We start from the raw sequence: 24990 nt of genomic DNA on the forward strand, positions 1-24990 counted from the left end.
ATCATCGGCGCGCCGGGTCAACCGCCGGACCCGTCCGAGGCCTCAGTAGGCTGGATACATGCGCGATCCCCGATCCCTCTTCGAGGTGAACCCCGACGTCCAGGTGCCGCCGGGGCTTCCGCTCGTCGCGGGCGTGACGGGTTTCGTCGACGCCGGTTCGGCAGTGTCGCAGACGACGGAGTACCTGCTGTCGACGCTCGACACCACCGTGGTCGCCACGTTCGACGCCGACGAACTGCTCGACTACCGCGCACGTCGGCCGATCATGCTCTTCCAGGGCGATCACCTCACCGACTACCGACCGCCCCGCCTCAGCCTCGACCTCGCGCGCGACGAGATCGGTCAGCAGTTCCTCATGCTGACGGGGTACGAGCCCGACTTCCAGTGGGAGCGATTCGTCGCTGCGGTCCTCGGGCTCATCGAAGACCTGGGTGTGACGTCGACGACGTGGGTCAACTCCATCCCGATGCCGGTGCCGCACACGCGGCCCATCGGGGTGACCGTGAGCGGCAATCGCACCGACCTCATCGACGCGATGTCGATCTGGCGACCGACCACCCAGGTTCCGTCGAACGCCATGCACCTCGTCGAGTACCGGCTGCAGGAACTCGGACACCCGACCACCGGGTTCGTGCTGCTGGTTCCCCACTACCTCTCCGACGCCGAGTACCCGGCCGCCGCAGTGGCGGCGCTCGAGGCGATCAGCGCGGCGACCGGGCTCATCTTCCCCACCGATGTGCTGCGCGAGCAGGGCCGCGAGTTCGTCGCCCGCATCGATGAGCAGGTCGGGGAGAACGGCGAGCTCGCCAAGCTCGTCGGCACCCTCGAAGAGCGACACGACTCCTACATGGAGGGCACGACGCTGCGATCGCCCCTCATCGACGAAGACGGCGAGCTGCCGACGGCCGACGAGATCGCTGCCGAGCTCGAGAAGTTCCTGGCCTATCGGCGGACTCGCGACGACGACACGCCACTCGGCGGCTGAGCCGACGCACTCGGTCGCACCGATACCGTCCCCTTCGCCCGGAACGCGGGAATGCCCATGTCGTGCCGTGCGTTGTCCATGACTGGGGCAGATGAACGGGCGGTAGGTGCACCGGTCGGTGGCGTGCGTGACTGTATAATGGGAGACGGACCCGTTCTGGTCCGCTGGTGCGATGTGATCGCGCCGAAGACGCGGACTTGACATGGGTCCTCATAGTGTCCGAAAACAACCGGACCGAGCGCACCAGCCACCGCCTGACAGGGCACATGCCGCGCGACGGTAGGAGAGGTTTCAAACGAATGGCAACGACGAAGGCTGCGGCCTCGGCGAAGAGCGAGGCGCAGAAGCCTGCCGCGAAGCGCGCGACGACCGCGAAGTCGACCGCCGCGAAGACGACGAAGGCGACGGCCGAGCAGGCCGACACGGCTGTGAAGACGGCGACCGCGAAGACGAAGAGCTCAGCGCCGGCGGCCAAGGGCGCGAAGGCGAACGGCACGAAGACGGCGGCCAAGGCCGCGGGCACGGCCAAGGGCAAGTCCGGCTCGAAGGGCGCTGCCGCGAAGGGCGCCGCGACGCCCGCATCGAAGACGCCGCGCACGAGCACGGCGAAGTCCGCGGCGAAGCCGCGTGGCACGGCCAAGACGGGCGCAGAGGGCGATGACGACATCGAGCCCCAGGAGCTCGATGACGCCGAGATCGACGTCGACGTCGATGTGGATGCCGATGTGGACGCGGAGGTCGATGCCGAAGCCGGGGCCGACACCGAGGCCGATGCAGCCGACACCACCGACGAGCCGGCCGCCGAGCCGGCCGCCGCAGATGCGGCATCCGACACCGACGACGACGAGGCCAAGCCTGCCGAGACCGTCGAGCCGCACCCGACCGGCGCGCTCGTGCTGCGCGCGGTCGACGACGAGGACGAAGTGCCGGTCTACTCGACCGCCATCACCGGTGCCACCGCAGACCCCGTCAAGGATTACCTGAAGCAGATCGGAAAGGTCGCACTGCTGAACGCGGCCGAAGAGGTCGAGCTGGCGATGCGCATCGAGGCCGGCCTCTTCGCCGAGGAGAAGCTTTCGCACATGACCGACGCCGAGAAGCGGTCGCAGCTCGGTCGCGAGCTGCAGTGGGTCGCGAAGGACGGGCAGCGTGCCAAGAGCCACCTGCTCGGCGCGAACCTGCGCCTCGTGGTCTCCCTCGCGAAGCGCTACACGGGTCGCGGCATGCAGTTCCTCGACCTCATCCAAGAGGGGAACCTCGGCCTCATCCGCGCGGTGGAGAAGTTCGACTACACCAAGGGCTTCAAGTTCTCGACCTACGCGACGTGGTGGATCCGTCAGGCGATCACGCGAGCGATGGCCGACCAGGCCCGCACGATCCGCATCCCGGTGCACATGGTCGAGGTCATCAACAAGCTCGCGCGCGTGCAGCGGCAGATGCTGCAGGATCTGGGCCGCGAGCCCACTCCCGAGGAGCTCAGCCGCGAGCTCGACATGACCCCCGAGAAGGTCATCGAGGTGCAGAAGTACGGTCGCGAGCCGATCTCGCTGCACACGCCGCTCGGCGAAGACGGTGACAGCGAGTTCGGCGACCTGATCGAAGACACCGAGGCGGTCGTTCCGGCCGACGCGGTCGGCTTCACGATGCTGCAGAAGCAGCTCGAGTCGCTCCTCGATTCGCTGAGCGAACGCGAGGCAGGGGTCATCCGCATGCGGTTCGGATTGGGCGACGGCATGCCGAAGACGCTCGACCAGATCGGCGACACGTTCGGCGTGACTCGCGAGCGGATCCGGCAGATCGAGTCCAAGACGATGGCGAAGCTGCGCCACCCGTCGCGCTCGCAGTCGCTCCGCGACTACCTCGAGTAGGCCGACCGTGCGCTACGCGCCGGCGATCCTCGTCGGCAGGCTCGTCCGATTCGCCGCCCGGCTGCGCAAGCCCGGCGGCGGATCGGCGGTTCCGGGCCTCATCGTGAACACGATCGCACCCGGGTACCTCAAGCGAACCCTCTCCGGATTCCCGCAGGGGCTCGTCGTGGTGTCGGGTTCGAGCGGCAAGTCCACGACCACGAAGATGCTGGTCGCCATTCTCCGCGCGCACGGCATCGACGTGTTCACGAATCCGTCGACCGCGAACATCAGCCAGGGGCTCACGTCGGCGCTGCTCGAACGCGCCGACTGGCGCGGTCGCGTACCCGGCGACGTCGCGGTGCTCGAGATGGACGAGGGGCATGGCGCCGTGGTCATGCAGGGCGTCGATGCGCGCGTCGTGACCCTCATGAACGTTATGGTCGACCAGATCGATCGTTTCCACGACTCCGAGATGGTGGCGGGCATGCTCGCCCGCATCGCAGAGCGCGCCCACGAGGCCGTCGTCGTGAACGCCGACGATGCGTACCTCGAGCGGATCTCGGGCAGGATGTCACCGGATGTCGCGGTGCGGCGTTTCGGCGTGTCCGAGGCCGTGCTCGAGGCTGCGCCGCGGGGGCTGGGCTACACCGAGACCACCTCGGCCCGGCTCGCGGCAGGCGAGGGCGTGCGCGTCGAGTCGGTCGACGGCGTCACCGCGGTCCTCGCCGACGGCGAGACATCCGTCGCCATCAGGCTCCCGGCTAGGGGCACGCACTACGCCGTCGATGCCGCCGCAGCGTATGCGACAGCGCGGGCCGTGCTCGGCGACGCGTTCGTCGCCACGACGGCCGCCGACGCGCTGAGCGAGATCCCGGCCGTGTTCGGGCGCGGCGAGCGTGTGCGGGTCCGGGGGCAGGACGTGGAGTTCGTGCTCGTGCAGAACCCGGCCAGCTACCAGCTGAACGTCGACAGCATCGATCCCGACACCGAGCAGATCCTCTTCGCGATGGGCTCGGACGTGCGCGACCCCTCCTATTTCTGGCCGACGGATGCCTCGGCTCTCGGCCGTGTGGCCATCGTCAGCGGATCCAAGGCGCACGAGGCGGCATTGATGCTGGCCTACGACGGAGTCGAGATCGACCGCGTCGAGCCCGATCTGCCTCGAGCCCTCGACGATTTCCTCAGTTCGCCACCGCCCACGGCCGGGGTGAAGACGATCGTGTTCACCGCCGACTCGATGCGGCGCACACGCAGCCACCTCGGATTGACGGGAGCGGAATGAGCGGCGTCACCCTCACCATCGTGTCGCTCCTGCCCAGGCTGCAGAACACGAACGGAGACGCCCAGAATGCGGCCGTGCTCGCCGCTCGGGCCACCTGGGCGGGGCTCGACGCCCGCGTCGTCGACGTCGATCGGCGCGATGCGCTGCCCGAGCGGGTCGACGCCATCGTGCTGGGCTCGGGCAGCGACTCCTCACTCGAGGCGACGCGTGGAACGCTGCTCACGATGCACGACGAGCTGCGCACGTGGGGCACCGAGGGCGTGCCCATCCTCGCGGTGGGCACCGGGTGGGAGCTGCTCAGTTGGGGCATCGAGCTCGCCGACGGTTCGGCGGTGGAAGGACTCGGGGTCCTCCCAGGACGTGCGGTGCCACGCGCTGACCGGGTGACCGGCGACCTCGTCGTCTCCTCACCGCGGTTCGGCACGCTGGTCGGCTTCGAGAACCACGCCCGCGACTACGTCGGCGCCGAGGGGTCACCGCTCGGGCGCGTGCGGGCGGGCAGCGGCAACGGCCGTGACGCCGGTCAGGAGGGTGTCGTGATGGGATCGGTCATCGGCACGCACCTGCACGGGCCGGTCCTCGCGAAGAATCCCTCCTTCGCAGACGCGCTGCTCGGCATCGCGTCGGAGCGCGCCCGACTCGAGTATCGGCCGGGGGAGCGCACAGCGATCGTCGACGGCTATGCCGCCGCGGCCCGCGAGGCGCAGCTCAGCGCGGCGGGGGTTGCGCTCTCCGCGTCCGGCCCTCGCGCCTGATCGCACGGACGGCATCGAGTCAGACCGGCGCCCGCGTCTCCGGCGATCGCGTGAGCTCGACATCCCGCGCCTCTGCTGGAAACCACGAACGCCCCGGGGATCCCGGGGCGTTCGATGAAGGTCGAGGATCTAGTCTCGGCCGTCGGACAGCAGACGGCTGGACTCGTCGTGCCAGCTGTGCGCGATCTCGGAGAGCTTCTCCTGGTGCTTGCGGCCGTGGTGCGCGCAGAACAGCAGTTCGCCGCTCGCGACGACCACGCGGATGTAGGCCTGTGCACCGCAGGCGTCGCACCGGTCGAGGGCGGTGAGCTCGTACGGGGTGTCGAGTTCGACCGCACCGGCTGTGTCGGTGTACTGGGTCATGGCTCCTCCTCCTGGCTCACGTCCCGAATTCCGTTCATCAATCAAAACACGGGTCCGATGGCCCGCCTTCCGTTCCGCCGGGCATTTCGCTGTCCGCGTAGCGCCTGGCGTGCGAGGTCGGTCGGCGTCAGTAGGCTTGACCGACGTGAGCTCCGACTATTCCGCCCGCCATCTCTCCGTGCTCGAGGGCCTCGAAGCGGTTCGCAAGCGTCCCGGCATGTACATCGGCTCGACCGATTCGCGCGGCCTCATGCACTGCCTCTGGGAGATCATCGACAACTCCGTCGATGAGGCGCTCGCGGGCCACGGCAACGAGATCGGCGTGGTACTCCACCCCGACGGCAGCGTCGAGGTGCGTGACCGCGCCCGCGGCATTCCCGTCGACGCCGAGCCCAAGACCGGGCTGTCGGGCGTCGAGGTCGTGTTCACGAAGCTCCATGCCGGCGGCAAGTTCGGCACCGGCTCGTATTCGGCGTCGGGCGGTCTGCACGGAGTCGGGGCATCCGTCGTCAACGCCCTCTCCGAGCGACTCGACGTCGAGGTCGACCGCAACGGCAAGACGTGGGCGATGTCCTTCCACCGCGGGGAGCCCGGCGTGTTCGATGACCGGGGTGCGCCATCTCCCGACGCCCCCTTCACGCCGTTCGAGGTTCGGAGCGAGCTTCGTGTCGTCGGCAAGGTTGCGAAGGGGGTCACCGGCACCCGCATCCGCTACTGGGCCGATCGACAGATCTTCACGAGGGGCGCGGAGTTCCAGGTCGACGAGCTGCTCGCGCGGGCACGCCAGACGGCGTACCTCGTGCCGGGCCTCGCGATCGACGTCACCGATGAGCGCGGCGCCGAGCCGCACACCACGTCGTTCCAGTTCGATGGCGGCATCTCGGAGTTCGTCGAACACCTCGCGGTGGATGCCCCGCTCACCGACGTGTGGCGCATCACGGGTTCCGGCGGTTTCACCGAGACGGTGCCGGTGCTGTCCGAGGCCGGCGCGATGATTCCGACCGAGCTGCATCGCGAGTGCCACGTCGACATCGCGCTCCGGTGGGGCACGGGCTACGAGACGGTGGTCAAGTCGTTCGTGAACATCATCGCGACACCGAAGGGCGGCACGCACCTCGCCGGGTTCGATCAGGGTCTCCTGCGATTCATGCGCCAGCAGGTGGAGCAGAACGCCCGACGGCTGAAGGCCGGCAACGACAAGCTCGAGAAAGACGACGTGCTCGCGGGTCTGACCGCCGTGATCACCGTTCGCCTGCCCGAACCGCAGTTCGAGGGCCAGACGAAAGAGGTGCTCGGCACGCCGGCCGTGCGGGCGATCGTGGCCAACGTGCTCACCAAGGAGCTCGCGGCGCGATTCGCATCGTCGAAGCGTGACGACAAGGCGCAGTCGGCGTTGCTGCTCGACAAGGTCGTCGCCGAGATGAAGTCGCGCATCTCGGCCCGCGCCCACAAAGAGACGCAGCGCCGCAAGAACGCCCTCGAGAACTCCTCGCTCCCGGCGAAGCTCGTCGACTGCCGCTCGAACGACGTGGCTCACAGTGAGCTGTTCATCGTCGAGGGCGACTCGGCGCTCGGCACGGCCAAGCTGGCTCGCGACAGCGAGCATCAGGCCCTCCTGCCCATTCGCGGCAAGATCCTCAACGTGCAGAAGGCGAGCGTCGCCGACATGCTCGGCAACGCGGAATGCGCATCGATCATCCAGGTCATCGGCGCGGGCTCGGGGCGAAGCTTCGACCTGTCTGCGGCTCGGTACGGCAAGGTCATCATCATGTCCGATGCCGACGTCGACGGCGCGCATATCCGCACGCTGCTGCTGACCCTCTTCTTCCGCTACATGCGGCCGATGATCGAAGAAGGGCGCGTCTTCGCCGCGGTGCCGCCCCTGCATCGCGTGGTCGTCATGAATTCCGGCTCGAAGCCGAACGAGACCATCTACACCTATTCCGAGGCCGAGCTGCAGGGGGTGCTTGCCACGCTGAAGAAGCAGGGCCGGCGCTACCAGGACCCGATCCAGCGCTACAAGGGCCTCGGCGAGATGGATGCCGACCAGCTGGCGACGACGACGATGGATCGTCGTCACCGCACGCTGCGCCGGGTGGGCATCGGCGACGCCGAGGCGGCAGGCCGCGTGTTCGAGCTGCTCATGGGCAACGAGGTCGCGCCGCGCAAGGAATTCATCATCGACGGCTCGGATGCCTTGGAGCGCGAGCGCATCGACGCCTGACGGGGGTTGCGCGGGCTCAGCCGATGCGGGTGCCCACGGCTGCGACGACGGCCTCGAGCGACTGCCCGGATGCGTCGCGCTTCGCGCCGCCGTCTGGCAGCTGGCGCACCGATCCGTCGGAGCCGACCGCATGGGCGGGGGAGGGACCGACCCAGGCGAGGTGCAGGGCGTCTTCGCCCTTCAGGAACCGCTGCGCTCGCACCCCGCCGGTGGCGCGTCCCTTCGGGGGGAACTCGGAGAACGCGCTCACCTTGGCACTGCCGGGGTCGGTGCCGAGCAGCGTCTCGCTGCTCGTCGCGACGGTGACCACGACGGCCTCGGCCGCGGCAGCAGCCGGCACACTCGTGAAGTGGATGGCGTGTGCACCCGGTGAGAGCTTGATGCCGGCCATGCCGCCGGCGGGGAAGCCCTGCGGTCGCACCGACGCCGCCGGGAACCGGAGGAGCTGGGCATCGGATGCCACGAACACGAGTTCATCGCTCTCGTCACCCTGCACGGCACCGACGACCTCGTCGCCCGCCCTCAGGCCGATGACCTCGAACTCGGGCTTCGCGGGATACGCGCCCGCGACCACGCGCTTCACGACGCCCAGCTTCGTGCCGAGGGCGATCGATCGATCGCCGTTGAGCGAGACGAGCGCCAGCACCTTCTCGTCGCGGTTGGGCAGGGCGAGGTAGTCGCCGATGCGCACGCCGGCACCCAGTTGCACCGACGTGGGCGGGAGCATGGGCAGATCGACGGGAGTGAACCGGATCAGGCGTCCGAGGCTCGTCACCGCCCCGATCTCGGCGCGGCTCGTGGTGTCGAGCGTCGAACGGATGGCGTCGTGCTTGCTGCGGCGCGCGGGAGGCGTGATCGTCGGCGGACCGTCGGGCCCGTCGGGCAGGTCGACGCGGGCGATGCGACCGGTGGCGCTGAGCAGCACGCGGCACGGGACATCCGCCACCTCGAGGGCGGCCGCGGCATGCTTGGCCGTCGCGCCGGCGATGGACGGCCGGGCGTCGGTGAGGAGGGTGCGTCGCGGGGTGCCGTAGCGCTCGGCGACCTCGGCGAGCTCGGTGGACACGAGCTGCTCGATGCGGTGCCGGCTCGCCAGGATGGCCTCGAGCTCCTCGATCTCGGCCCGGAGCCTGTCGCGCTCGGCCTCGAGCTCGAGTCGCGAGAACTTCGTGAGGCGCCGCAACTGCAGCTCGAGGATGTATTCGGCCTGCAGGCGGCTGAGGTCGAAGACGTCGATGAGTCGAGTGCGCGCGGCTGCCGCATCGTCGCTCGTGCGGATGACCTGGATGACCTCGTCGATGTCGAGGATCGCGATGAGCAGACCCTCGACGAGGTGCAGGCGCTCGTTGCGGCGCGCAAGCCGGTACCGCGACCGGCGCGTGACGACCTCGATGCGGTGCGCGACGTACACCTGCAGCAGTTCGCGCAGCCCGAGCGTCTGCGGGCCCCCGTCGACGAGCGCGACGTTGTTGATGTTGAAGGAGTCTTCGAGGGGCGTCAGGCGGTACAGCTGCTCGAGCACGGCGTCGGGGCTGAAGCCCGTCTTGATGCCGATGACGAGCCGCAGGCCGTTCGTGCGATCGGTGAGGTCGGTGACATCCGAGATGCCGTTGATCTTCTTGGCGGTGACGCCGTCTTTGATCTTCTCGATGACCTTCTCGGGACCGACGAGGTAGGGCAGTTCGGTGACGACGAGGCCCGTCTTTCGTGCGGTGATGTTCTCGATTCGCACCTTCGCCCGCGTCTTGAAGGCGCCCCGACCGGTCGCGTACGCGTCTTTGATGCCGGAGAGGCCGACGATGGTGCCGCCGCTGGGGAGGTCGGGGCCGGGCACGAACTCCATCAACTCGTCGAGCGTGGCGTTCGGATGGGCGATGAGGTGTCGCGCCGCCGCAACCACCTCGATGAGGTTGTGCGGCGCCATGTTCGTCGCCATTCCGACCGCGATGCCGCTCGCGCCGTTGACGAGGAGGTTGGGGTAGGCCGACGGCAGCACCTCGGGCTGGGTGAGCTGGTTGTCGTAGTTCGGTACGAAGTCGACGACGTCTTCGTCGAGCCCCTCGGTCATCGCCAGGGCGGGCGCGGCGAGGCGCGCCTCGGTGTACCGCGGGGCTGCGGGGCCGTCGTCGAGCGACCCGAAGTTGCCATGCCCGTCGATCAGCGGCACCCGCAGGGTGAACGGCTGCGCCATGCGCACGAGGGCATCGTAGATCGCCGTGTCACCGTGGGGATGCAGCTTTCCCATGACCTCGCCGACGACGCGCGCCGACTTGACGTGCCCCCGATCGGGTCGCAGGCCCATCTCGGTCATCTGGTAGAGGATGCGTCGCTGCACCGGCTTCAGGCCGTCGCGTGCGTCGGGGAGCGCGCGCGAGTAGATCACCGAGTAGGCGTACTCGAGGAACGAGCCCTGCATCTCGGTGGCGACGTCGACGTCTTCGATGCGTTCGGCGACCGACTCGTCGGTGGGCGGGTTCTTGGCTCGGGTCATCCGTGTTCTCTGGTGCGGGCGTGCGACGCACGCGGGGCAACGGGGGCGCGCCCGGCCTGTGCCAGACTGGGCGCGATGCCTGCAATGCTACCGGTGCCCACCCACAGCGCTCCGCGGCTTGCCGGGGTGCTCCGCAGTTCGATCGCAAGCCTCCGGGGCGAGGCCAACGAGTTCGAACTGCCCGCGGCATCCGGTGTGGTGGTCGTCCTCGTCGACGGCCTCGGCGCGGCCAACATCCAGGCGCGCGCGGGTCACGCCCGATTCCTGGCATCGCGGATGGCGCGGCGCGACGTGATCCGCACGGTGGTGCCCTCGACCACGGCGGCCGCCATCGCGAGTTTCACGACGGGCCGGATGCCGGGCGAGCACGGCCTCGTCGGGTACCGGTCCCTCGATGCGGAACACGATCGTGTCGTGAACCAGCTGAACGGCTGGGACGACGGCATGCTGCCCGAGACGTGGCAGCGCGCAGAGACGCTGTTCGACGCGGCGCGGCCCTCGGGGGTTCCGAGCTACGCGATCGGTGCCGCGCGCTATGCGAACTCGGGGTTCACCCGTGCGGTGCTCCGGGGCGCCGAGTATCGGGCCGGCGCCTCGATCGCCGACCGATTCACCGCCGCGCGCGACGTGCTCGATGAGGCATCCCCTGCGCTCATCTACCTCTACGTGCCCGAGCTCGACCAAGCGGCGCACGCCCACGGCTGGGAGTCCGACCGCTGGCTCACCATCCTCGAGCATCTCGACGCCGAACTCGCGGCATTCGAGCGTCGGATGCCGCGGGGCACGGGCCTGCTGGTCACCGCCGACCACGGGGTGATCGACATCCCCGCGCACCGCCACGTGTTCATCGACGACCGGCCCGAGCTGCTCGAGGGCATTCGCCACGTCGGAGGCGAGCCGCGCTTCCTCTCGCTGTACTTGGAACCCGGCCTCGACGAGGCGGTACGCGCAGCCCTGGTCGACCGCTGGCGGGCGGCCGAGGGCCACCGCGCCTGGGTGCTCGGTCGCGACGAGGCGATCGAGGCCGGCGTCTACGGCCACGTGGCCGAGGAGGTGCGGCCGCGGATCGGCGACATCCTCGTCGCCGCTCGATCGGCGATCGTGTACTACGACCGCCGCGAGGCGAACCGGCAGGCGGAGACGATGATCGGGCAGCACGGGTCGCTGAGCGACGAGGAGACCCGGGTTCCGCTCATCCGCGGCGGGGTGTACGCGCGAACCTGACGATCAGGACGGATACTGCCCGCGCTTGACCTGTGGCTTCGGCAGGCGCAGCGGACGCAGCTGGAGGGCTCGCATGGCCGCGTACCAGCGGACTCGCTCCACCTTGTCTTCGCCGAACTTGGCCTTCAGCTTCCGGGTGAGCACGAAGCCGAGGATGACGACGTCGAGCACGGCGACGGCGAAGAAGGCCCAGAGGGCCAGGATGCCGACGGTCTGCACCTCGGGGCTCGGCACGAGGGTCAGGAGGATCACGGCGAACATCACCGGGATCAGCACCTCGCCGATGCTGAAGCGGGCGTCGATGTAGTCCCGAACGTACTTCTTCTGCGGGCCGCGGTCACGTGCCGGCAGGTAGCGCTCATCGCCCGCCGCCATGCCGATGCGCGCACGCTCGCGCGCCTCGGCTTGCTTCGCCCTCGCCTGCTTGGCCGCCTCCTTGCGGTCGTTCGGGACGAGCGGTCGCTTGCGTGCGGCCTCACGCTCGGCTCGGGTCGGCGTGGGTGCGCCCTTGCCGACTCTGGGGGTCTGTGCTGGGTTCTCGGCGCCCGCCTCGGGCGCGGGGGAATTGGTGGGATGCTTGGCCACGGGGTCCTCGAATCGGTTCCCCTTAAGATTACCGGCATGACTCGACCCCCTCTCACCGAACCCGTCGCCGGAGCCGCCCCTGCCATCGCCGGAGCCGTCCGCGACGCGGTCGATGCCGGATTCCCCGCGGCCGTGGCCGACCTGGCTCGGCTCGTCCGCATCCCGTCCGTCTCCTGGCCGGCGTTCGATCCGGCCCACGTCGCCGAGAGCGCGGAGGCGGTCGCCGAGCTGCTCCGCGGCACGGGGGTGTTCGAACTGGTCGAGATCCGCAGCGCGGCGGTGGAGGACGGGTCCGAGCAGGGTCAGCCCGCGGTCGTCGCCCATCGTCCTGCCCGGAACGGGCGGCCCACCGTGCTGCTCTACGCCCACCACGACGTGCAGCCGCCCGGCAAGGCCGAGGACTGGGACACCCCGCCCTTCGAGCCGACGCAGCGGGGCGACCGCCTGCACGGACGCGGGGCGGCCGACGACAAGGCCGGCGTGATGGCCCACGTCGGAGCCGTGCGGGCTCTCGCCGAGGCGGCCGGCGACTTCGACCTCGGAATCGCGGTGTTCATCGAGGGCGAGGAGGAGTGGGCGTCGCGGTCCTTCGCGAACTTCCTCCACGAGAACCGCGACCTGCTCCAGTCCGACGCCATCATCGTGGCCGACTCCGGCAACTGGGACCTCGAGACGCCGGCGATCACGGTCGCTCTGCGGGGTGCCGTCGCCTTCAACCTCCGGATCGACACGCTGGCGCACGCCTCCCACTCCGGGATGTACGGCGGCGCGGTGCCCGACGCCATGCTCGTGGCGATCCGCCTCCTGGACACGCTCTGGGCCCCCGACGGCTCGGTCGCCGTCGACGGACTCCGTCACGCCGACCTCGACACGCCGCCGTACGACGAGGCGAAGCTCCGAGCCGAAACGGGGCTGCTCGACGGGGTGGCGCCCATCGGTCACGGCACGATCCTGTCCCGTATCTGGGCGCAGCCGGCCATCACGGTCACCGGGATCGACGCACCGGATGTCGCGAACGCGTCGAACACCTTGATCCCGGGTGTCCGCGTCCGAGTGAGCGCGCGAATCGCGCCCGGTCAGGACGCCGACGAGGCCTTCGCGGCCATCCGTGCGCACTTGGAGGAGAACACGCCGTTCGGGGCCCGTCTCCAGTTCACCGACATCGACACGGGTCAGCCGTTCCTCGTCGACACGAACGGATGGGCGGTCGCCGAGACCCGCGCGGCCATGGCGGAGGGCTGGGGGAGGGAGCCCGTGGAGATCGGAGTCGGCGGCTCCATCCCCTTCATCGCGGAGCTCGTCGAGGAGTTCCCGGGAGCGCAGATCCTCGTGACCGGCGTCGAGGACCCCGATTCGCGCGCCCACAGCCCGAACGAGTCGCTCCACCTCGGGGTGTTCAAACGCGCGCTGCTCAGCGAGGCGCTGTTCCTCGCGCGGCTCGATGCGCGTGGTCCGGCGTCGTGATCTCCGGCGCGTTGCGCAGTTGGGGACCCATACCCGGCAAGCGCGGTTACCATGGGAGGGAAGGATTCCGCGTTTCCGCACGCACCGAGGAGTGACATGAGCGACACGATCACCGAGACGACGCATGGTGTGAAGCTGAGCGAACCGGCCGCCGACAAGGTTCGCAGCCTGCTCGCGCAAGAGGGTCGCGACGACCTGCGCCTGCGCGTGGCAGTCCAGCCGGGCGGATGCTCCGGGCTGATCTACCAGCTCTACTTCGACGAGCGGCTCCTCGACGGCGACGCCGTCGTCGACTTCTCGGGCGTCGAGGTGGTCGTCGACAAGATGAGCGTGCCGTACCTCGACGGCGCCGCGATCGACTTCGAGGACACCATCCAGAAGCAGGGCTTCACGATCGACAATCCGAATGCGCAGGGCAGCTGCGCGTGCGGTGATTCGTTCCACTGACGCCTACCACATCGCTCCAGAAGGGAGGCTGCATTCGCAGCCTCCCTTCGTCGTCCGCGTCGTGTTCTGCCGGGGATCGCGTCGGCACCGGACACGACACCGGCACCCGATGCACATTCGTGCCGCGGAGTCGGAGTAGGCTAATGATCGATCATGCGCTTCGCTGTGAAGCGTCTTCGAGTCTCCCGAAAGGTCACCGGTGCGCCACAATCGCCGTCTCCGATGGGCTGCTATCCCGATCGCAGCGTCGCTCAGCCTCATCCTCGCCGGATGCACGCAAGCACAGCTGAACGGATTCCTCCCGGGATTCGCCGAGGGGGAGGGCCCCGTCACCAACCACACCGAGCGCGTCTCAGGACTCTGGGTCACGTCGTGGATCGTGCTGCTGGTCGTCGGCGTGCTGACCTGGGGGCTCACCATCTGGGCGGTGATCGCGTATCGGCGGCGCAAGGGCCAGACCGGCCTGCCGGTCCAGCTGCGGTACAACATGCCGATCGAGGTGTTCTACACCATCGTTCCGTTCATCCTGGTGCTGGGATTCTTCGCCTTCACCGCGCGCGACCAAGCCGCCATCGAGCAGCGGTTCGCTGAAGACGAGGTCGATGTGCAGATCGAGGCGATCGGCAAGCAGTGGGCGTGGGACTTCAACTACGTCAAGGAGGACGTGTACTCACCCGGCATCCAGGGCCAGCCGTCCGAAGAAGGACCCGAGGGTTCGCTCGTGGAGTCGCAGATCCCCACGCTCTTCCTGCCGGTCGGCGCGAACGTCGAGATCAAGCTCGAGGCTCGCGACGTCATCCACTCCTTCTGGGTCGTCGACTTCCTCTACAAGAAGGACATGATTCCCGGCAAGACGAACTACATGTCGTTCATCCCCGAGCGCGAGGGCACCTACGCCGGCAAGTGCGCCGAGCTCTGCGGCGAGTACCACTCGCTCATGCTCTTCAACGTCGAGGTCGTCTCACAAGACGAATACGACGACTACATCGAATCGCTTCGCGATCTCGGTCAGGAGGGCCAGCTCTCCGCTGAGTACGACCGCAACCAGAACCTGCCCGGAGCGGGCACTCCCGAGCTGCAAGAGGAGACTGAAGCCGAATGAGCACCACGACCGCACCGGCTCGGCCGCAGTCGAACAGTCAGACGTTCGGCTCCTCGAAGGTCGAGCACAAGGGCAATCTCCTCGTGCGGTGGATCACGTCCACCGACCACAAGGTCATCGGGTACCTGTACCTGACCACCTCGTTCATCTACTTCTGCGTCGGCGGGGTGATGGCGCTCATCATCCGCGCGCAGTTGTTCGAGCCCGGGCTCGAGGTCGTGCAGACGCGGGAGCAGTACAACCAGCTGTTCACGATGCACGGAACGATCATGCTCCTCATGTTCGCGACGCCGCTGTTCTTCGGCTTCGCGAACGCGCTGATGCCGCTGCAGATCGGTGCGCCTGATGTTGCATTCCCGCGCCTGAACGCGCTCTCGTACTGGTTCTTCAGCTTCGGTTCGTTCATCGCCGTGGCGGGGGTCTTCACGCCGCAGGGTGCTGCTTCCTTCGGTTGGTTCGCCTACCAGCCGCTGGCCAACACGACGTTCTCACCTGGAGTGGGCGGCAACCTCTGGATGCTGGGCCTCGGCCTCTCGGGCTTCGGCACCATCCTCGGAGCCGTGAACTTCATCACGACCATCATCACGATGCGCGCACCCGGCATGACGATGTTCCGCATGCCGATCTTCACCTGGAACACGCTCGTCACGTCGATCCTCGTCCTGATGGCGTTCCCGGTGCTCGCTGCCGCGCTGCTCGCCGCCGCCGCCGACCGGGTCTTCGGCGCACACATCTACGATCCCGCCAACGGCGGCGTCATCCTCTGGCAGCACCTGTTCTGGTTCTTCGGGCATCCAGAGGTCTACATCATCGCGCTTCCGTTCTTCGGCATCGTCTCCGAGGTCTTCCCGGTCTTCAGCCGCAAGCCGATCTTCGGGTACAAGACCCTGGTCTACGCCACGATCGCGATTGCCGCGCTCTCGGTCACCGTGTGGGCGCACCACATGTACGTCACCGGCTCGGTGCTGCTGCCGTTCTTCGCGCTGATGACGATGCTCATCGCAGTGCCGACCGGCGTGAAGATCTTCAACTGGATCGGCACGATGTGGCGAGGATCGATCACGTTCGAGACGCCGATCGTCTGGGCGATCGGCTTCCTGGTCACGTTCACGTTCGGCGGCCTCACCGGGGTCATCCTGGCTTCGCCACCGCTCGACTTCCACGTATCCGACACGTACTTCGTCGTCGCCCACTTCCACTACGTGGTGTTCGGCACGGTCGTCTTCGCGATGTTCTCGGGCTTCTACTTCTGGTGGCCGAAGTGGACAGGCAAGATGCTGAACGAGTCTCTCGGCAAGTGGCACTTCTGGCTGCTGTTCATCGGCTTCCACACGACGTTCCTCATCCAGCACTGGCTCGGGGTCGTCGCCATGCCGCGTCGGTACTATTCGTACCTGCCCGAAGACAACGTCACCTGGATGAACCAGCTGTCGACCGTGGGTGCCGCCATCCTGGCCATCTCGATGGTGCCGTTCTTCCTGAACGTCTACATCACGGCACGGCGGGCTCCGAAGGTCACCGTGAACGATCCTTGGGGATACGGACGCTCGCTGGAGTGGGCCACGAGCTGCCCGCCGCCGCGACACAACTTCACGTCCATTCCGCGGATCCGATCCGAGGCGCCGGCGTTCGACCTCAACCACCCCGAGGCGGGCATCCCGGTGGGAATCGGTCCGGCCAAGGACGCGCCCCAGGCACCCGTGTACGATGCGGCGACGAAGGAAGTCAAGTAGATGCGCGCGAATGTCATTCTGTTCTGGGTCATCGCGATCTTCTTCGCCATCATGGCGGTGGTGTACGCGTTCTGGACCTGGTCCGACCCAATGGGCACGGACATCGCCGACAACAAGCCTGCGATCGAGTGGGCGGGCACCGTCATCCTCTCGCTCACGGCGGTACTGGGCGCGTTCATCGCCTTCTACCTCGGTCGGGTGCATCGGGCCCAGGGCGCCGAGCTGCCTGAGGACCGTCTCGACGCGAACATCGACGACGGCGATCCCGAGCTCGGGTTCTTCAGCCCGTGGAGCTGGTGGCCGATCCTGCTCGCGTCTGCCGCAGCCCTGATGTTCCTCGGCCTCGCGGTGGGCTTCTGGATCTCGTTCATCGCCGTCGTGATCTTCATCGTGGCCATCGTGGGTTGGGTGTACGAGTACTACCGGGGCAACTTCGCTCGCTGACCAACCCGTTCGATGAACCCCCGGCTCTCATGCCGGGGGTTCATTCGTTCGCCACGTCGGCCAGCCCGTCGGCCGTTCATCATGCGGCAGGTACCTCCGGTCTTCCCGCCCGTTGGTGCACGAACGTCAGCACATCCACGGCGACCGTCACGTCCATCGTTCCGGTGCCATGATCGTCGCGGCGAGCGGCTGTATGGCGGGCGGTGGGTCCCATTCCAATGAGCAGAGCACGAGTGCTCTCGTCGGCGCTCAGCAGATACTCGACCGCCCGTGAGCGTGTGCGGACGAGGCCGGCCGAGTCGAGTTGCTCGGTCACGGCCGTGACCTTTCGGGGAGGAACAGCGAGCAGAGCGCCTCGCCGACGGAGTTCATGAAGGTGAGCAGCTCGTGGCACGACGACCAGCAGCCGTCCGCCGGGACGCAGTATGCGGGCGAACTCGGCCGGGTTGCGTGGCGCGAACACGTTGAGGACGACGTCGGCGGAATCGTCGCGCAACGGCAATGGGCGCCAGAGGTCCAGCACGACTCCGGTGCCGTCGGGGATGGCTCGCACTGCGCGTCGCATCGCGTCAGGGGAGCGGTCGGCGAGCAGCAATCGTGCATCGTGGAGGGTTTGAGAGACCCGCCCTGCGTAGTACCCCGTGCCGCAGCCCAGGTCGGCGACCCGGAGGTCTGCTGCCTCGCTCTCGGTGGCGCGTGGGAGCACCGCATCGGTCAGCGCGTCGGCGATCGGTCGATACGCACCGCTCTCGAGGAGGGCAGCGCGATCCGCGAGCATGGCCCGGTCGTCGCCGAGCGTTCGCGGAGCCTTGGGTGGAAGCAGCGTGAGGTACCCGTGCTTCGACCGATCGAATCGGTGTCCACGTTCGCATCCGTAGACGCGCTCCTCCAGCGCTGACAGGTCGGCGAAGCAGTTCGGGCACCGAAGCCATGTCGAGTCGATCGACATTGGCTCGGTGCCCGAATTCGCTCGCCGCGAATCAGTGGTGCTGCGTGGAGTGCGCTGCCTCGAGCTCGCCCCTGGTGACCGGCGCGATGCGGTCCTCGAAGAACCACCGCGAGAGGCCCGCGCGAACGCGCTGGCCCATGGTGATCTTGCCACGGGCGTTCGGACGCAACATCAAGGGCTCGTAGGAGTTGTAGCTCACGAGTCGCCACCGCTCGTACTCGTCGAGCGGCTGGTGCACCTCGATGAACTCGCCGCCAGGCAGCTTCACGATCCGGCCCGACTCGTACCCGTGCAGGACGATCTCGCGGTCCTTCTTCTGCAGCGCGAGGCAGACGCGCTTGGTGATGAAGTACGCGATGATCGGCCCCAGGATCACGGTGGCCTGAAGCGCGTGGATGACCCCCTCCATCGTGAGCGAGAAGTGCGTCGCGATGAGGTCGGAGGCTGCGGCGGCCCAGAGGCCGGCGTAGAACGTCACGCCCGCTGCGCCGATGGCCGTGCGGGTCGGAGCGTTGCGCGGACGGTCGGCGATGTGGTGCTCGCGCTTGTCGCCCTTGATCCAGGCCTCGATGAACGGGTACAGCACCACCAGCAGGATGAAGATGCCGATCGCGATGACGGGCACGAGAATGTTGAACGACCACGTGCGGTCGAGCCACACGAATTCCCAGCCCGGCGGGATCAAGCGCAGGGCACCATCGGCGAAGCCGATGTACCAGTCGGGCTGCGTACCGGCGGAAACGGGCGATGGGTCGTATGGACCGTAGTTCCAGATCGGGTTGATCGTGAAGAGTGCCGCGATGACCGACACCACGCCCCAGATGAGGAACATGAAGCCGCCGGCCTTCGCCGCGTAAATCGGCAGGATGGGCGGGCCGACCGAGTTCGTCGGCTCGCGTCCGGGGCCGGCGAACTGGGTGTGCTTGTGAATGAACACGTAACCCACGTGAACCGCGATGAGGGCGACCACGAGCGCCGGGAGCAGCAGGATGTGCAGCGTGTAGAGGCGGCCGACGATCGCCGTGCCGGGGAACTCGCCACCGAAGAAGAGGAACGAGGTCCACGTGCCGATGATCGGGAAGCCCTTGATCATGCCGTCGATGATGCGGAGGCCGTTGCCGGAGAGCAGGTCGTCGGGGAGCGAGTATCCGGTGAAGCCCTCGGCCATCGCGAGGATGAAGAGGATGAAGCCGAACACCCAGTTGATCTCACGGGGCTTGCGGAACGCACCGGTGAAGAACACGCGGAGCATGTGCAGGCCGATGGCGGCGACGAAGAGCAGCGCCGCCCAGTGGTGCATCTGGCGAACGAAGAGGCCGCCTCGGATGTCGAACGAGATGTCGAGCGTCGACGCCATCGCGACGGACATCTCGACGCCCTTCAACGGCACGTACGAGCCGTCGTAATGGACCTCGGCCATCGACGCCTGGAAGAAGAACGTCAGGAACGTTCCGGAGAGCAGCACGATGATGAAGCTGAACAGGGCGACCTCGCCGAGGAGGAACGACCAGTGGTCGGGGAACGCCTTGCGGCCCAACCCCTTGATCGCGACGGCGATGCCCGTACGGTCGTTGACGTACTCGGACGCCGCCGCCGTGAAAGTGCGCTTCGCCGGTGCGGGCGATTGTGTCGGTGCGGTGGTCAATTGCGCTCCCAGAAGCTCGGGCCGACGGGTTCGGTGAAGTCGCTCTGCGCGATGAGGTAGCCCTCGTCGTCGACAGCGATCGGCAGCTGCGGCAGCGGGCGCTTGGCCGGGCCGAAGATGACTTCGCAGTGGTTCGCCACGTCGAACTGCGACTGGTGGCAGGGGCAGAGGAGGTGGTGGGTGTGCTGTTCGTACAGGGCCACGGGGCATCCGACGTGCGTGCAGATCTTCGAGTACGCGACGATGCCGTCGTACGACCACGACGCGCGGTCGGGCTGCTCGTTCAGCTCGCTCGGGTCGAGACGCATGAGCAGGACGGCCGCCTTCGCCTTCTCTTCGAGTCGGCCGTGCTCGAGGTCGTTGAGGCCTTCGGGGATGACATGGAACGCACTGCCGATGGTGACGTCGGAAGCCTTGATCGGAACGCCGGACGGGTCGAGCGCGAGCCGCGTGCCCTGGGCCCACATGGTGTGGCTGAGCAGCTCGACAGGAAGCTGGTCTTGGGGGGCGAGGCCGCGGAAGAGCACGACCGCGGGGAGCGGCACCGCGAGGAGCGCAGCGATGAGGCTGTTGCGGATGACCGTGCGGCGAGAGAAGCCCGACTCCTCGTCGGCCTCGCGCAGGACCTCGACCGCGCCCTGCTGGGTCGCCTGACTGCTTCCGATGGGGTGCCGGATGTCGATCGCCTCAGCCGACGTCATGAGCGACTTGCCCCAGTGCACGGCACCGAACCCGATGCCGAGGAGCGCCAGGGCGATTCCGAGGCCGACGAACATGTTGTTCAGCCGCACCGCCCCGACGTCATTCGACTCGATCGGGAAGAGCATGTATGCCGCGATCGCCCAGACGCTGCCCAACACGGACAGGTAGAACAGCGTGTAGACGGTGCGCTGGGCGCGCTTCTGCCGCTTCGGGTCTTCGTCGGTGACACGGGGACGATGCGGCTCGAAGCCGGGATTCGTGAAGGCGTCTTGGGGAATGACCGCTGTGCCGGTCGAGCCGGCGAACTCCTGCGCGGCGTGCGACGAGTCTGCAGCGGCGAGTTCAGTGCCGCTGTGGTCGTCCTGTGCCATGGTTCTCCTTTTTCGGGTACTTCGATGCCGAACGCGCTAGTTGGACTTCGCCGTGATCCACACGGTGATCGCGACGATGGCGCCGAGACCGAAGATCCAGATGAACAGTCCCTCCGCGACGGGCCCGAGCGAGCCGAGTTCGAAACCGCCGGGGGAGCGGTTGTCCTGGATGTACTGGAGGTAGGTGATGATGTCGCGCTTGTCTTCAGGGGTGATGTTGAGGTCGTTGAACACCGGCATGTTCTGCGGACCGGTGACCATCGCCTCGTAGATGTGCACGCCCGAGACATCGGTGAGCGGAGGAGCGAACTTGCCCTCGGTGAGTGCGCCACCCGCACCGGCGACGTTGTGGCACATGGCGCAGTTGATGCGGAAGAGCTCCGCACCGTTGGCCGCATCGCCGCCGCCGTTGACGAGGTGATCGGCCGGGATGTCGGGGCCGGGGCCGAGCGACGCGACGTAGTACGCGAGCTGCTTGACCTGCTCGTCGGTGAACTGCGGCGGCTTCTGCTGCGCCTGCGGACCCTGCATCTGCATGGGCATGCGGCCGGTGCCGACCTGGAAGTCGACGGATGCCGCGCCGACGCCGATGAGGCTGGGACCGTTGCCGGTGCCCTGCGCCTCGAGGCCGTGGCAGGTGGCGCAGTTCGCCTGGAAGAGCTTCTTGCCCTCGTCGATCGTCTCCTGCGACGTCGGCTCCGCCTCGGCCTGGGCAGCCGTCGTGCTGTTCAGCGCCGCGTACGCCCCGCCGGTGAACACGAGGCCGAGGGCCAGCAGTGCGACGGTGGCGAGCGGGTGCCGGCGTCCGGTGCGCCGCTTCGAGCGATTCATTGAGTTCTTCCTGTTCACGGGCATGCTGTGCTGGCGCTCCTGATGCGGGTTACCTGAGGACGTAGATGACGAGAAACAGGCCGATCCAGACGACATCCACGAAGTGCCAGTAGTACGAGACGACGATGGCACTCGTGGCCTCGCGGTGGCCGAAGTGCTTGACGGCGAACACCCGCCCGATCACGAGGAGGAAGGCGATCAGGCCGCCCGTGACGTGGAGACCGTGGAATCCGGTCGTGAGGTAGAACGCGGAGCCGTAGGAGTTCGAATCGATCGCGATACCCTCGGAGACGAGCTGCGCATACTCCCAGATCTGGCCGGCGACGAAGACGGCACCCATGGCATAGGTGAGGAAGAACCACTCGACCATGCCCCACTGGGTGGGCTTCCACCCGGTGGCGTAGGGCTGGAGCCGCTCGGCGGCGAAGACACCGAACTGACAGGTGAACGACGAGAGCACGAGGATGATCGTGTTCGTCAGCGAGAACGGGAAGTTCAGCCGATCGGACTCGAAGGCCCACAGTTCGGGCGAGGTGGACCGGAGCGTGAAGTAGATCGCGAACAGGCCGGCGAAGAACATGACCTCACTGCCGAGCCACACGATCGTGCCCACTGCAACGGTGTTCGGTCGCTTGATCACGGGCGCGCTCGCCTGGAAAGTCATAGAGGTGCTCGTCACGCTCCCCATTATGGCTGAAATCCGAGTCGAGTTTTGGCCAACCGGGGGAGTCGTGTTGCCCGACCTCGGGTAAGGATCGCCTAACTTCAGGTGTGGAAGCGCCGTGAATCCGCCCGGAATGCGCTCGATAGGATCGAGGCATGCCCACGTCCCGATCCTGGCCGACCATCATCTCCGCCCTTCTCGATGGGGAAGACCTCAGCGTGTCGGATGCGGCGTGGTGCATGGAGCAGGTCATGACGGGCTCGGCGACCCCGGCGCAGCTCGCCGCATTCCTGGTGGCACTGCGCGTGAAGGGCGAGACGGTCGACGAGATCGTCGGCTTCCGTGACGCGGTGCTCGAGCATGCCGTACCGCTGCCCGTCGACCCCATGGCGCTCGACATCGTCGGCACCGGCGGCGACCGGGTCGGCACTGTCAACGTGTCCACCATGGCGTCGATCGTGTGCGCTGCCGCTGCCGTTCCGGTGATCAAGCACGGGAATCGCGCCGCGAGCTCCGCGTCCGGATCCTCCGACGTACTGGCGGCTCTCGGGTTCGATCTCGCCCTGCCGCCCGAGCGAGTGGCGCAGGTCCTCGATGAGGCGGGCATCACGTTCGCGTTCGCGGCGGCATTCCATCCAGGGTTCCGCCACGCCGCCGCCGTGCGTTCCGAGCTCGGCGTGCCGACCGTCTTCAACTATCTCGGCCCGCTCTGCAATCCAGCACGGCCCGAGGCATCGGCCGTGGGTGTGGCTCACCTCGACCGCGTTCCGCTCTTCGTCGGCGTGTTCCAGACGCGCGGCGCGACCGCACTCGTGTTCCGCGGCGACGACGGTCTCGACGAGCTCACGACGACCGGGCACAGCCATGTCTGGGAGATCTCGCGAGGCACCGTGAAGGAGCACGACCTCGATCCGCGCGAGCTCGGCCTCGAGCGTGCAGAGCTCTCGGATCTCGTGGGCGGCGACGCGGCGCACAACGCCGAGATCGTGCACCGCGTGCTCGGCGGCGAGCGGGGACCGCTGCGCGACATCGTGGTGCTGAACGCCGCCGCGGGTCTGGTGGCCTTCGAGCTCGCGAAGGATCCCGGCCAGTTCCAGCGCGCCATCCTCGACCGCTTCCGCGACAAGATGGCCGTCGCCGAGGAGGCCATCGACAGCGGTGGAGCGGCCCGCAAGCTCGAGGAGTGGATCCGGGCGACGAAGGCCTGACCGCGGCATCCCGAGGCCGTCGACGACGCGTCGCTCGATGGCTTGCGAACGGCCCCGCGCGTCACGCGGGGCCGTTCGCCTCGTCGGCATCAGCCGTGCGACACGTCCTCGTCGACCCAGTCGAAGGTCTTCGAGACAGCCTTCTTCCACAGGCGGAGCTGACGGTCTCGCTCGGCCTCGTCCATCTGGGGCTCCCACCGGCGATCCTCCTGCCAGTTGGCGCGAAGGTCGTCGAGTCCCGACCAGAAGCCCACTGCGAGACCGGCAGCGTACGCAGCGCCGAGCGCCGTGGTCTCGGCCACGACCGGCCGCACGACCGGCACACCGAGGATGTCGGCCTGGAACTGCATGAGCGTGTTGTTCGCGATCATGCCGCCGTCGACCTTGAGCTCGGTCAGATCCACGCCCGAGTCGGCGTTCACTGCGTCGAGCACCTCGCGCGTCTGGAAGGCGGTCGCTTCCAAGGCGGCGCGGGCGATGTGGCCCTTGTTCACGTAGCGGGTCAGGCCGACCAGGGCGCCACGAGCGTCGGGGCGCCAGTACGGGGCGAACAGCCCCGAGAAGGCCGGCACGAAGTACGCGCCGCCGTTGTCGTCGACGGTCTTCGCGAGCTCCTCCACCTCGGGGGCGCTCGAGATGATGCCGAGGTTGTCGCGCAGCCACTGGATGAGTGAGCCGGTGACCGCGATCGAGCCTTCGAGCGCGTAGTGCGCGGGCTGGTCGCCGAGCTTGTATCCGAGCGTGGTGAGCAGGCCGTTCTTGGAGTGGATGATCTCGGTGTCGGTGTTGAAGATGAGGAAGTTGCCCGTGCCGTACGTGTTCTTCGATTCACCGGAGTCGAACGCCGCCTGGCCGAAGGTCGCCGCCTGCTGGTCGCCGAGGATGCCTGCGACCGGCACCTCGCGGAGGAGGCTCGACGGCTCGACGGTGCCGTACACCTCCGAGGACGACCTGATCTCGGGCATCATCGATCGCGGAACGCCGAACGCGTCGAGGATGTCGTCGCGCCAGCTCAGCGTCTCGAGATCCATGAACATCGTGCGGCTCGCGTTGGTGACATCCGTCGCGTGCACGCCACCCTCGGTTCCGCCGGTGAGGTTCCACAGCACCCAGCAGTCGGTGGTGCCGAACATCAGGTCGCCGGCCTCGGCCTTCTCGCGAGCGCCCTCGACGTTCTCGAGGATCCACACGATCTTGGTTCCCGAGAAGTAGGTGGCCAGCGGAAGCCCGACGTCCTGCTTGAAGCGCTCGACGCCACCGTCGGCGGCGAGCCGGTCGACGATGGGCTGGGTGCGGGTGTCCTGCCAGACGATGGCGTTGTAGACGGGCTCGCCGGTGTTCCTGTCCCAGACCACCGCGGTCTCGCGCTGATTGGTGATGCCGACGGCGGCGATGTCGTGGCGGGTGATGTCGGCCTTGCCGAGCGCCTGCCCGATCACCTCCCGGGTGTTCCGCCAGATCTCCATCGGGTCGTGCTCGACCCATCCGGCCTTCGGGAAGATCTGCTCGTGTTCGAGCTGTCCGGACGCGACGATGGACCCCTTCCTGTCGAAGACGATCGCGCGTGTCGACGTCGTGCCCTGGTCGATCGCCAGGATGTAGTCAGCCATGACTTCCTCTCAATGTTGCGATGCCCGCAACCGCAGTCGGGCGGGCACGGGTGTTTCGATG

General features: G+C 67.7%; 21 protein-coding genes. 12 read left to right on the plus strand and 9 right to left on the minus strand.

Annotated elements, in window-relative coordinates; all coding sequences use genetic code 11:
- Positions 1-58: 58 nt before the first annotated feature.
- The 4 genes from HUS56_RS13640 (at position 59) to HUS56_RS13655 (ending at position 4872) form a co-directional block, all read left to right on the plus strand.
- A complete protein-coding gene (locus HUS56_RS13640; RefSeq protein ID WP_173923972.1) occupies positions 59-985 on the plus strand; it encodes a proteasome assembly chaperone family protein in 927 nt (308 codons plus the stop codon).
- Between the two features lie 299 nt (positions 986-1284).
- Positions 1285-2853, plus strand: a complete 1569-nt coding sequence (locus tag HUS56_RS13645) for an RNA polymerase sigma factor (protein ID WP_173923973.1) — start codon at positions 1285-1287, stop codon at positions 2851-2853.
- A 7-nt stretch (positions 2854-2860) separates the two neighbouring features.
- On the plus strand, positions 2861-4117 hold the full coding sequence (locus HUS56_RS13650; protein ID WP_173923974.1) for a MurT ligase domain-containing protein: 1257 nt from the start codon (positions 2861-2863) through the stop codon (positions 4115-4117).
- Positions 4114-4872 (plus strand): type 1 glutamine amidotransferase, encoded by a 759-nt coding sequence (locus tag HUS56_RS13655; RefSeq protein ID WP_173923975.1) that lies wholly within the window; start codon positions 4114-4116, stop codon positions 4870-4872. The genes HUS56_RS13650 and HUS56_RS13655 overlap by 4 nt, the downstream gene beginning before the upstream one ends.
- A 129-nt stretch (positions 4873-5001) precedes the next feature.
- On the opposite strand, the gene HUS56_RS13660 is transcribed toward HUS56_RS13655, so the two are convergent.
- The gene (locus tag HUS56_RS13660) at positions 5002-5235 is read right to left on the minus strand and encodes a hypothetical protein (protein ID WP_173923976.1); all 234 of its coding nucleotides are present in this window, start codon (positions 5233-5235) and stop codon (positions 5002-5004) included.
- A gap of 145 nt (positions 5236-5380) precedes the next feature.
- On the opposite strand from HUS56_RS13660, the gene HUS56_RS13665 reads away from it, so the two are divergent.
- Entirely contained in the window at positions 5381-7459 is a 2079-nt protein-coding gene (locus tag HUS56_RS13665; RefSeq protein WP_254431463.1) for a type IIA DNA topoisomerase subunit B, read from the plus strand.
- A 16-nt stretch (positions 7460-7475) separates the two neighbouring features.
- On the opposite strand, the gene HUS56_RS13670 is transcribed toward HUS56_RS13665, so the two are convergent.
- On the minus strand, positions 7476-9950 hold the full coding sequence (locus HUS56_RS13670; protein WP_173923978.1) for a DNA topoisomerase (ATP-hydrolyzing) subunit A: 2475 nt from the start codon (positions 9948-9950) through the stop codon (positions 7476-7478).
- 84 nt (positions 9951-10034) lie between these two features.
- Between HUS56_RS13670 and HUS56_RS13675 the strand changes: the two genes are divergently transcribed.
- On the plus strand, positions 10035-11174 hold the full coding sequence (locus tag HUS56_RS13675) for an alkaline phosphatase family protein (protein ID WP_254431516.1): 1140 nt from the start codon (positions 10035-10037) through the stop codon (positions 11172-11174).
- 3 nt (positions 11175-11177) lie between these two features.
- Here the strand turns inward: HUS56_RS13675 and HUS56_RS13680 are convergent, their stop codons facing one another.
- Entirely contained in the window at positions 11178-11759 is a 582-nt protein-coding gene (locus HUS56_RS13680; RefSeq protein WP_173923980.1) for a DUF3043 domain-containing protein, read from the minus strand.
- A gap of 36 nt (positions 11760-11795) precedes the next feature.
- Here HUS56_RS13680 and HUS56_RS13685 point away from each other — a divergent pair, with 36 nt between their 5' ends.
- The 5 genes from HUS56_RS13685 to HUS56_RS13705 all read left to right on the plus strand — a co-directional run bounded on the left by HUS56_RS13685 (position 11796) and on the right by HUS56_RS13705 (position 16949).
- A complete protein-coding gene (locus HUS56_RS13685; protein WP_173923981.1) occupies positions 11796-13223 on the plus strand; it encodes a dipeptidase in 1428 nt (475 codons plus the stop codon).
- A 96-nt stretch (positions 13224-13319) separates the two neighbouring features.
- Entirely contained in the window at positions 13320-13670 is a 351-nt protein-coding gene (gene erpA / locus HUS56_RS13690) for an iron-sulfur cluster insertion protein ErpA (protein WP_173923982.1), read from the plus strand.
- A gap of 199 nt (positions 13671-13869) precedes the next feature.
- Complete coding sequence (gene coxB / locus HUS56_RS13695; protein WP_173923983.1) at positions 13870-14772, plus strand: cytochrome c oxidase subunit II; 903 nt, start codon at positions 13870-13872, stop codon at positions 14770-14772.
- Positions 14769-16505, plus strand: a complete 1737-nt coding sequence (ctaD, locus tag HUS56_RS13700) for a cytochrome c oxidase subunit I (protein ID WP_173923984.1) — start codon at positions 14769-14771, stop codon at positions 16503-16505. Before coxB ends, ctaD begins: the two co-directional genes overlap by 4 nt.
- On the plus strand, positions 16506-16949 hold the full coding sequence (locus tag HUS56_RS13705; RefSeq protein ID WP_173923985.1) for a cytochrome c oxidase subunit 4: 444 nt from the start codon (positions 16506-16508) through the stop codon (positions 16947-16949).
- Between the two features lie 79 nt (positions 16950-17028).
- Here the strand turns inward: HUS56_RS13705 and HUS56_RS13710 are convergent, their stop codons facing one another.
- From HUS56_RS13710 to HUS56_RS13730, 5 genes are read right to left on the minus strand one after another with little or no spacing between them, the layout of a single operon-like run.
- A complete protein-coding gene (locus tag HUS56_RS13710; RefSeq protein WP_173923986.1) occupies positions 17029-17898 on the minus strand; it encodes a putative RNA methyltransferase in 870 nt (289 codons plus the stop codon).
- A gap of 31 nt (positions 17899-17929) precedes the next feature.
- Complete coding sequence (locus tag HUS56_RS13715) at positions 17930-19543, minus strand: cytochrome bc complex cytochrome b subunit (protein WP_173923987.1); 1614 nt, start codon at positions 19541-19543, stop codon at positions 17930-17932.
- Entirely contained in the window at positions 19540-20616 is a 1077-nt protein-coding gene (locus HUS56_RS13720) for a ubiquinol-cytochrome c reductase iron-sulfur subunit (protein WP_173923988.1), read from the minus strand. The genes HUS56_RS13715 and HUS56_RS13720 overlap by 4 nt, the downstream gene beginning before the upstream one ends.
- A 36-nt stretch (positions 20617-20652) precedes the next feature.
- The gene (locus HUS56_RS13725; RefSeq protein WP_173923989.1) at positions 20653-21447 is read right to left on the minus strand and encodes a c-type cytochrome; all 795 of its coding nucleotides are present in this window, start codon (positions 21445-21447) and stop codon (positions 20653-20655) included.
- A 49-nt stretch (positions 21448-21496) separates the two neighbouring features.
- Entirely contained in the window at positions 21497-22135 is a 639-nt protein-coding gene (locus HUS56_RS13730; protein WP_173923990.1) for a heme-copper oxidase subunit III, read from the minus strand.
- Between the two features lie 131 nt (positions 22136-22266).
- Between HUS56_RS13730 and trpD the strand changes: the two genes are divergently transcribed.
- On the plus strand, positions 22267-23319 hold the full coding sequence (trpD, locus tag HUS56_RS13735; RefSeq protein WP_173923991.1) for an anthranilate phosphoribosyltransferase: 1053 nt from the start codon (positions 22267-22269) through the stop codon (positions 23317-23319).
- 89 nt (positions 23320-23408) lie between these two features.
- Here the strand turns inward: trpD and glpK are convergent, their stop codons facing one another.
- On the minus strand, positions 23409-24929 hold the full coding sequence (gene glpK / locus HUS56_RS13740) for a glycerol kinase GlpK (protein ID WP_173923992.1): 1521 nt from the start codon (positions 24927-24929) through the stop codon (positions 23409-23411).
- Between the last annotated feature and the right edge of the window lie 61 nt (positions 24930-24990).

Source organism: Agromyces sp. Marseille-P2726, from assembly GCF_902809835.1.
Lineage (GTDB): Bacteria > Actinomycetota > Actinomycetes > Actinomycetales > Microbacteriaceae > Agromyces.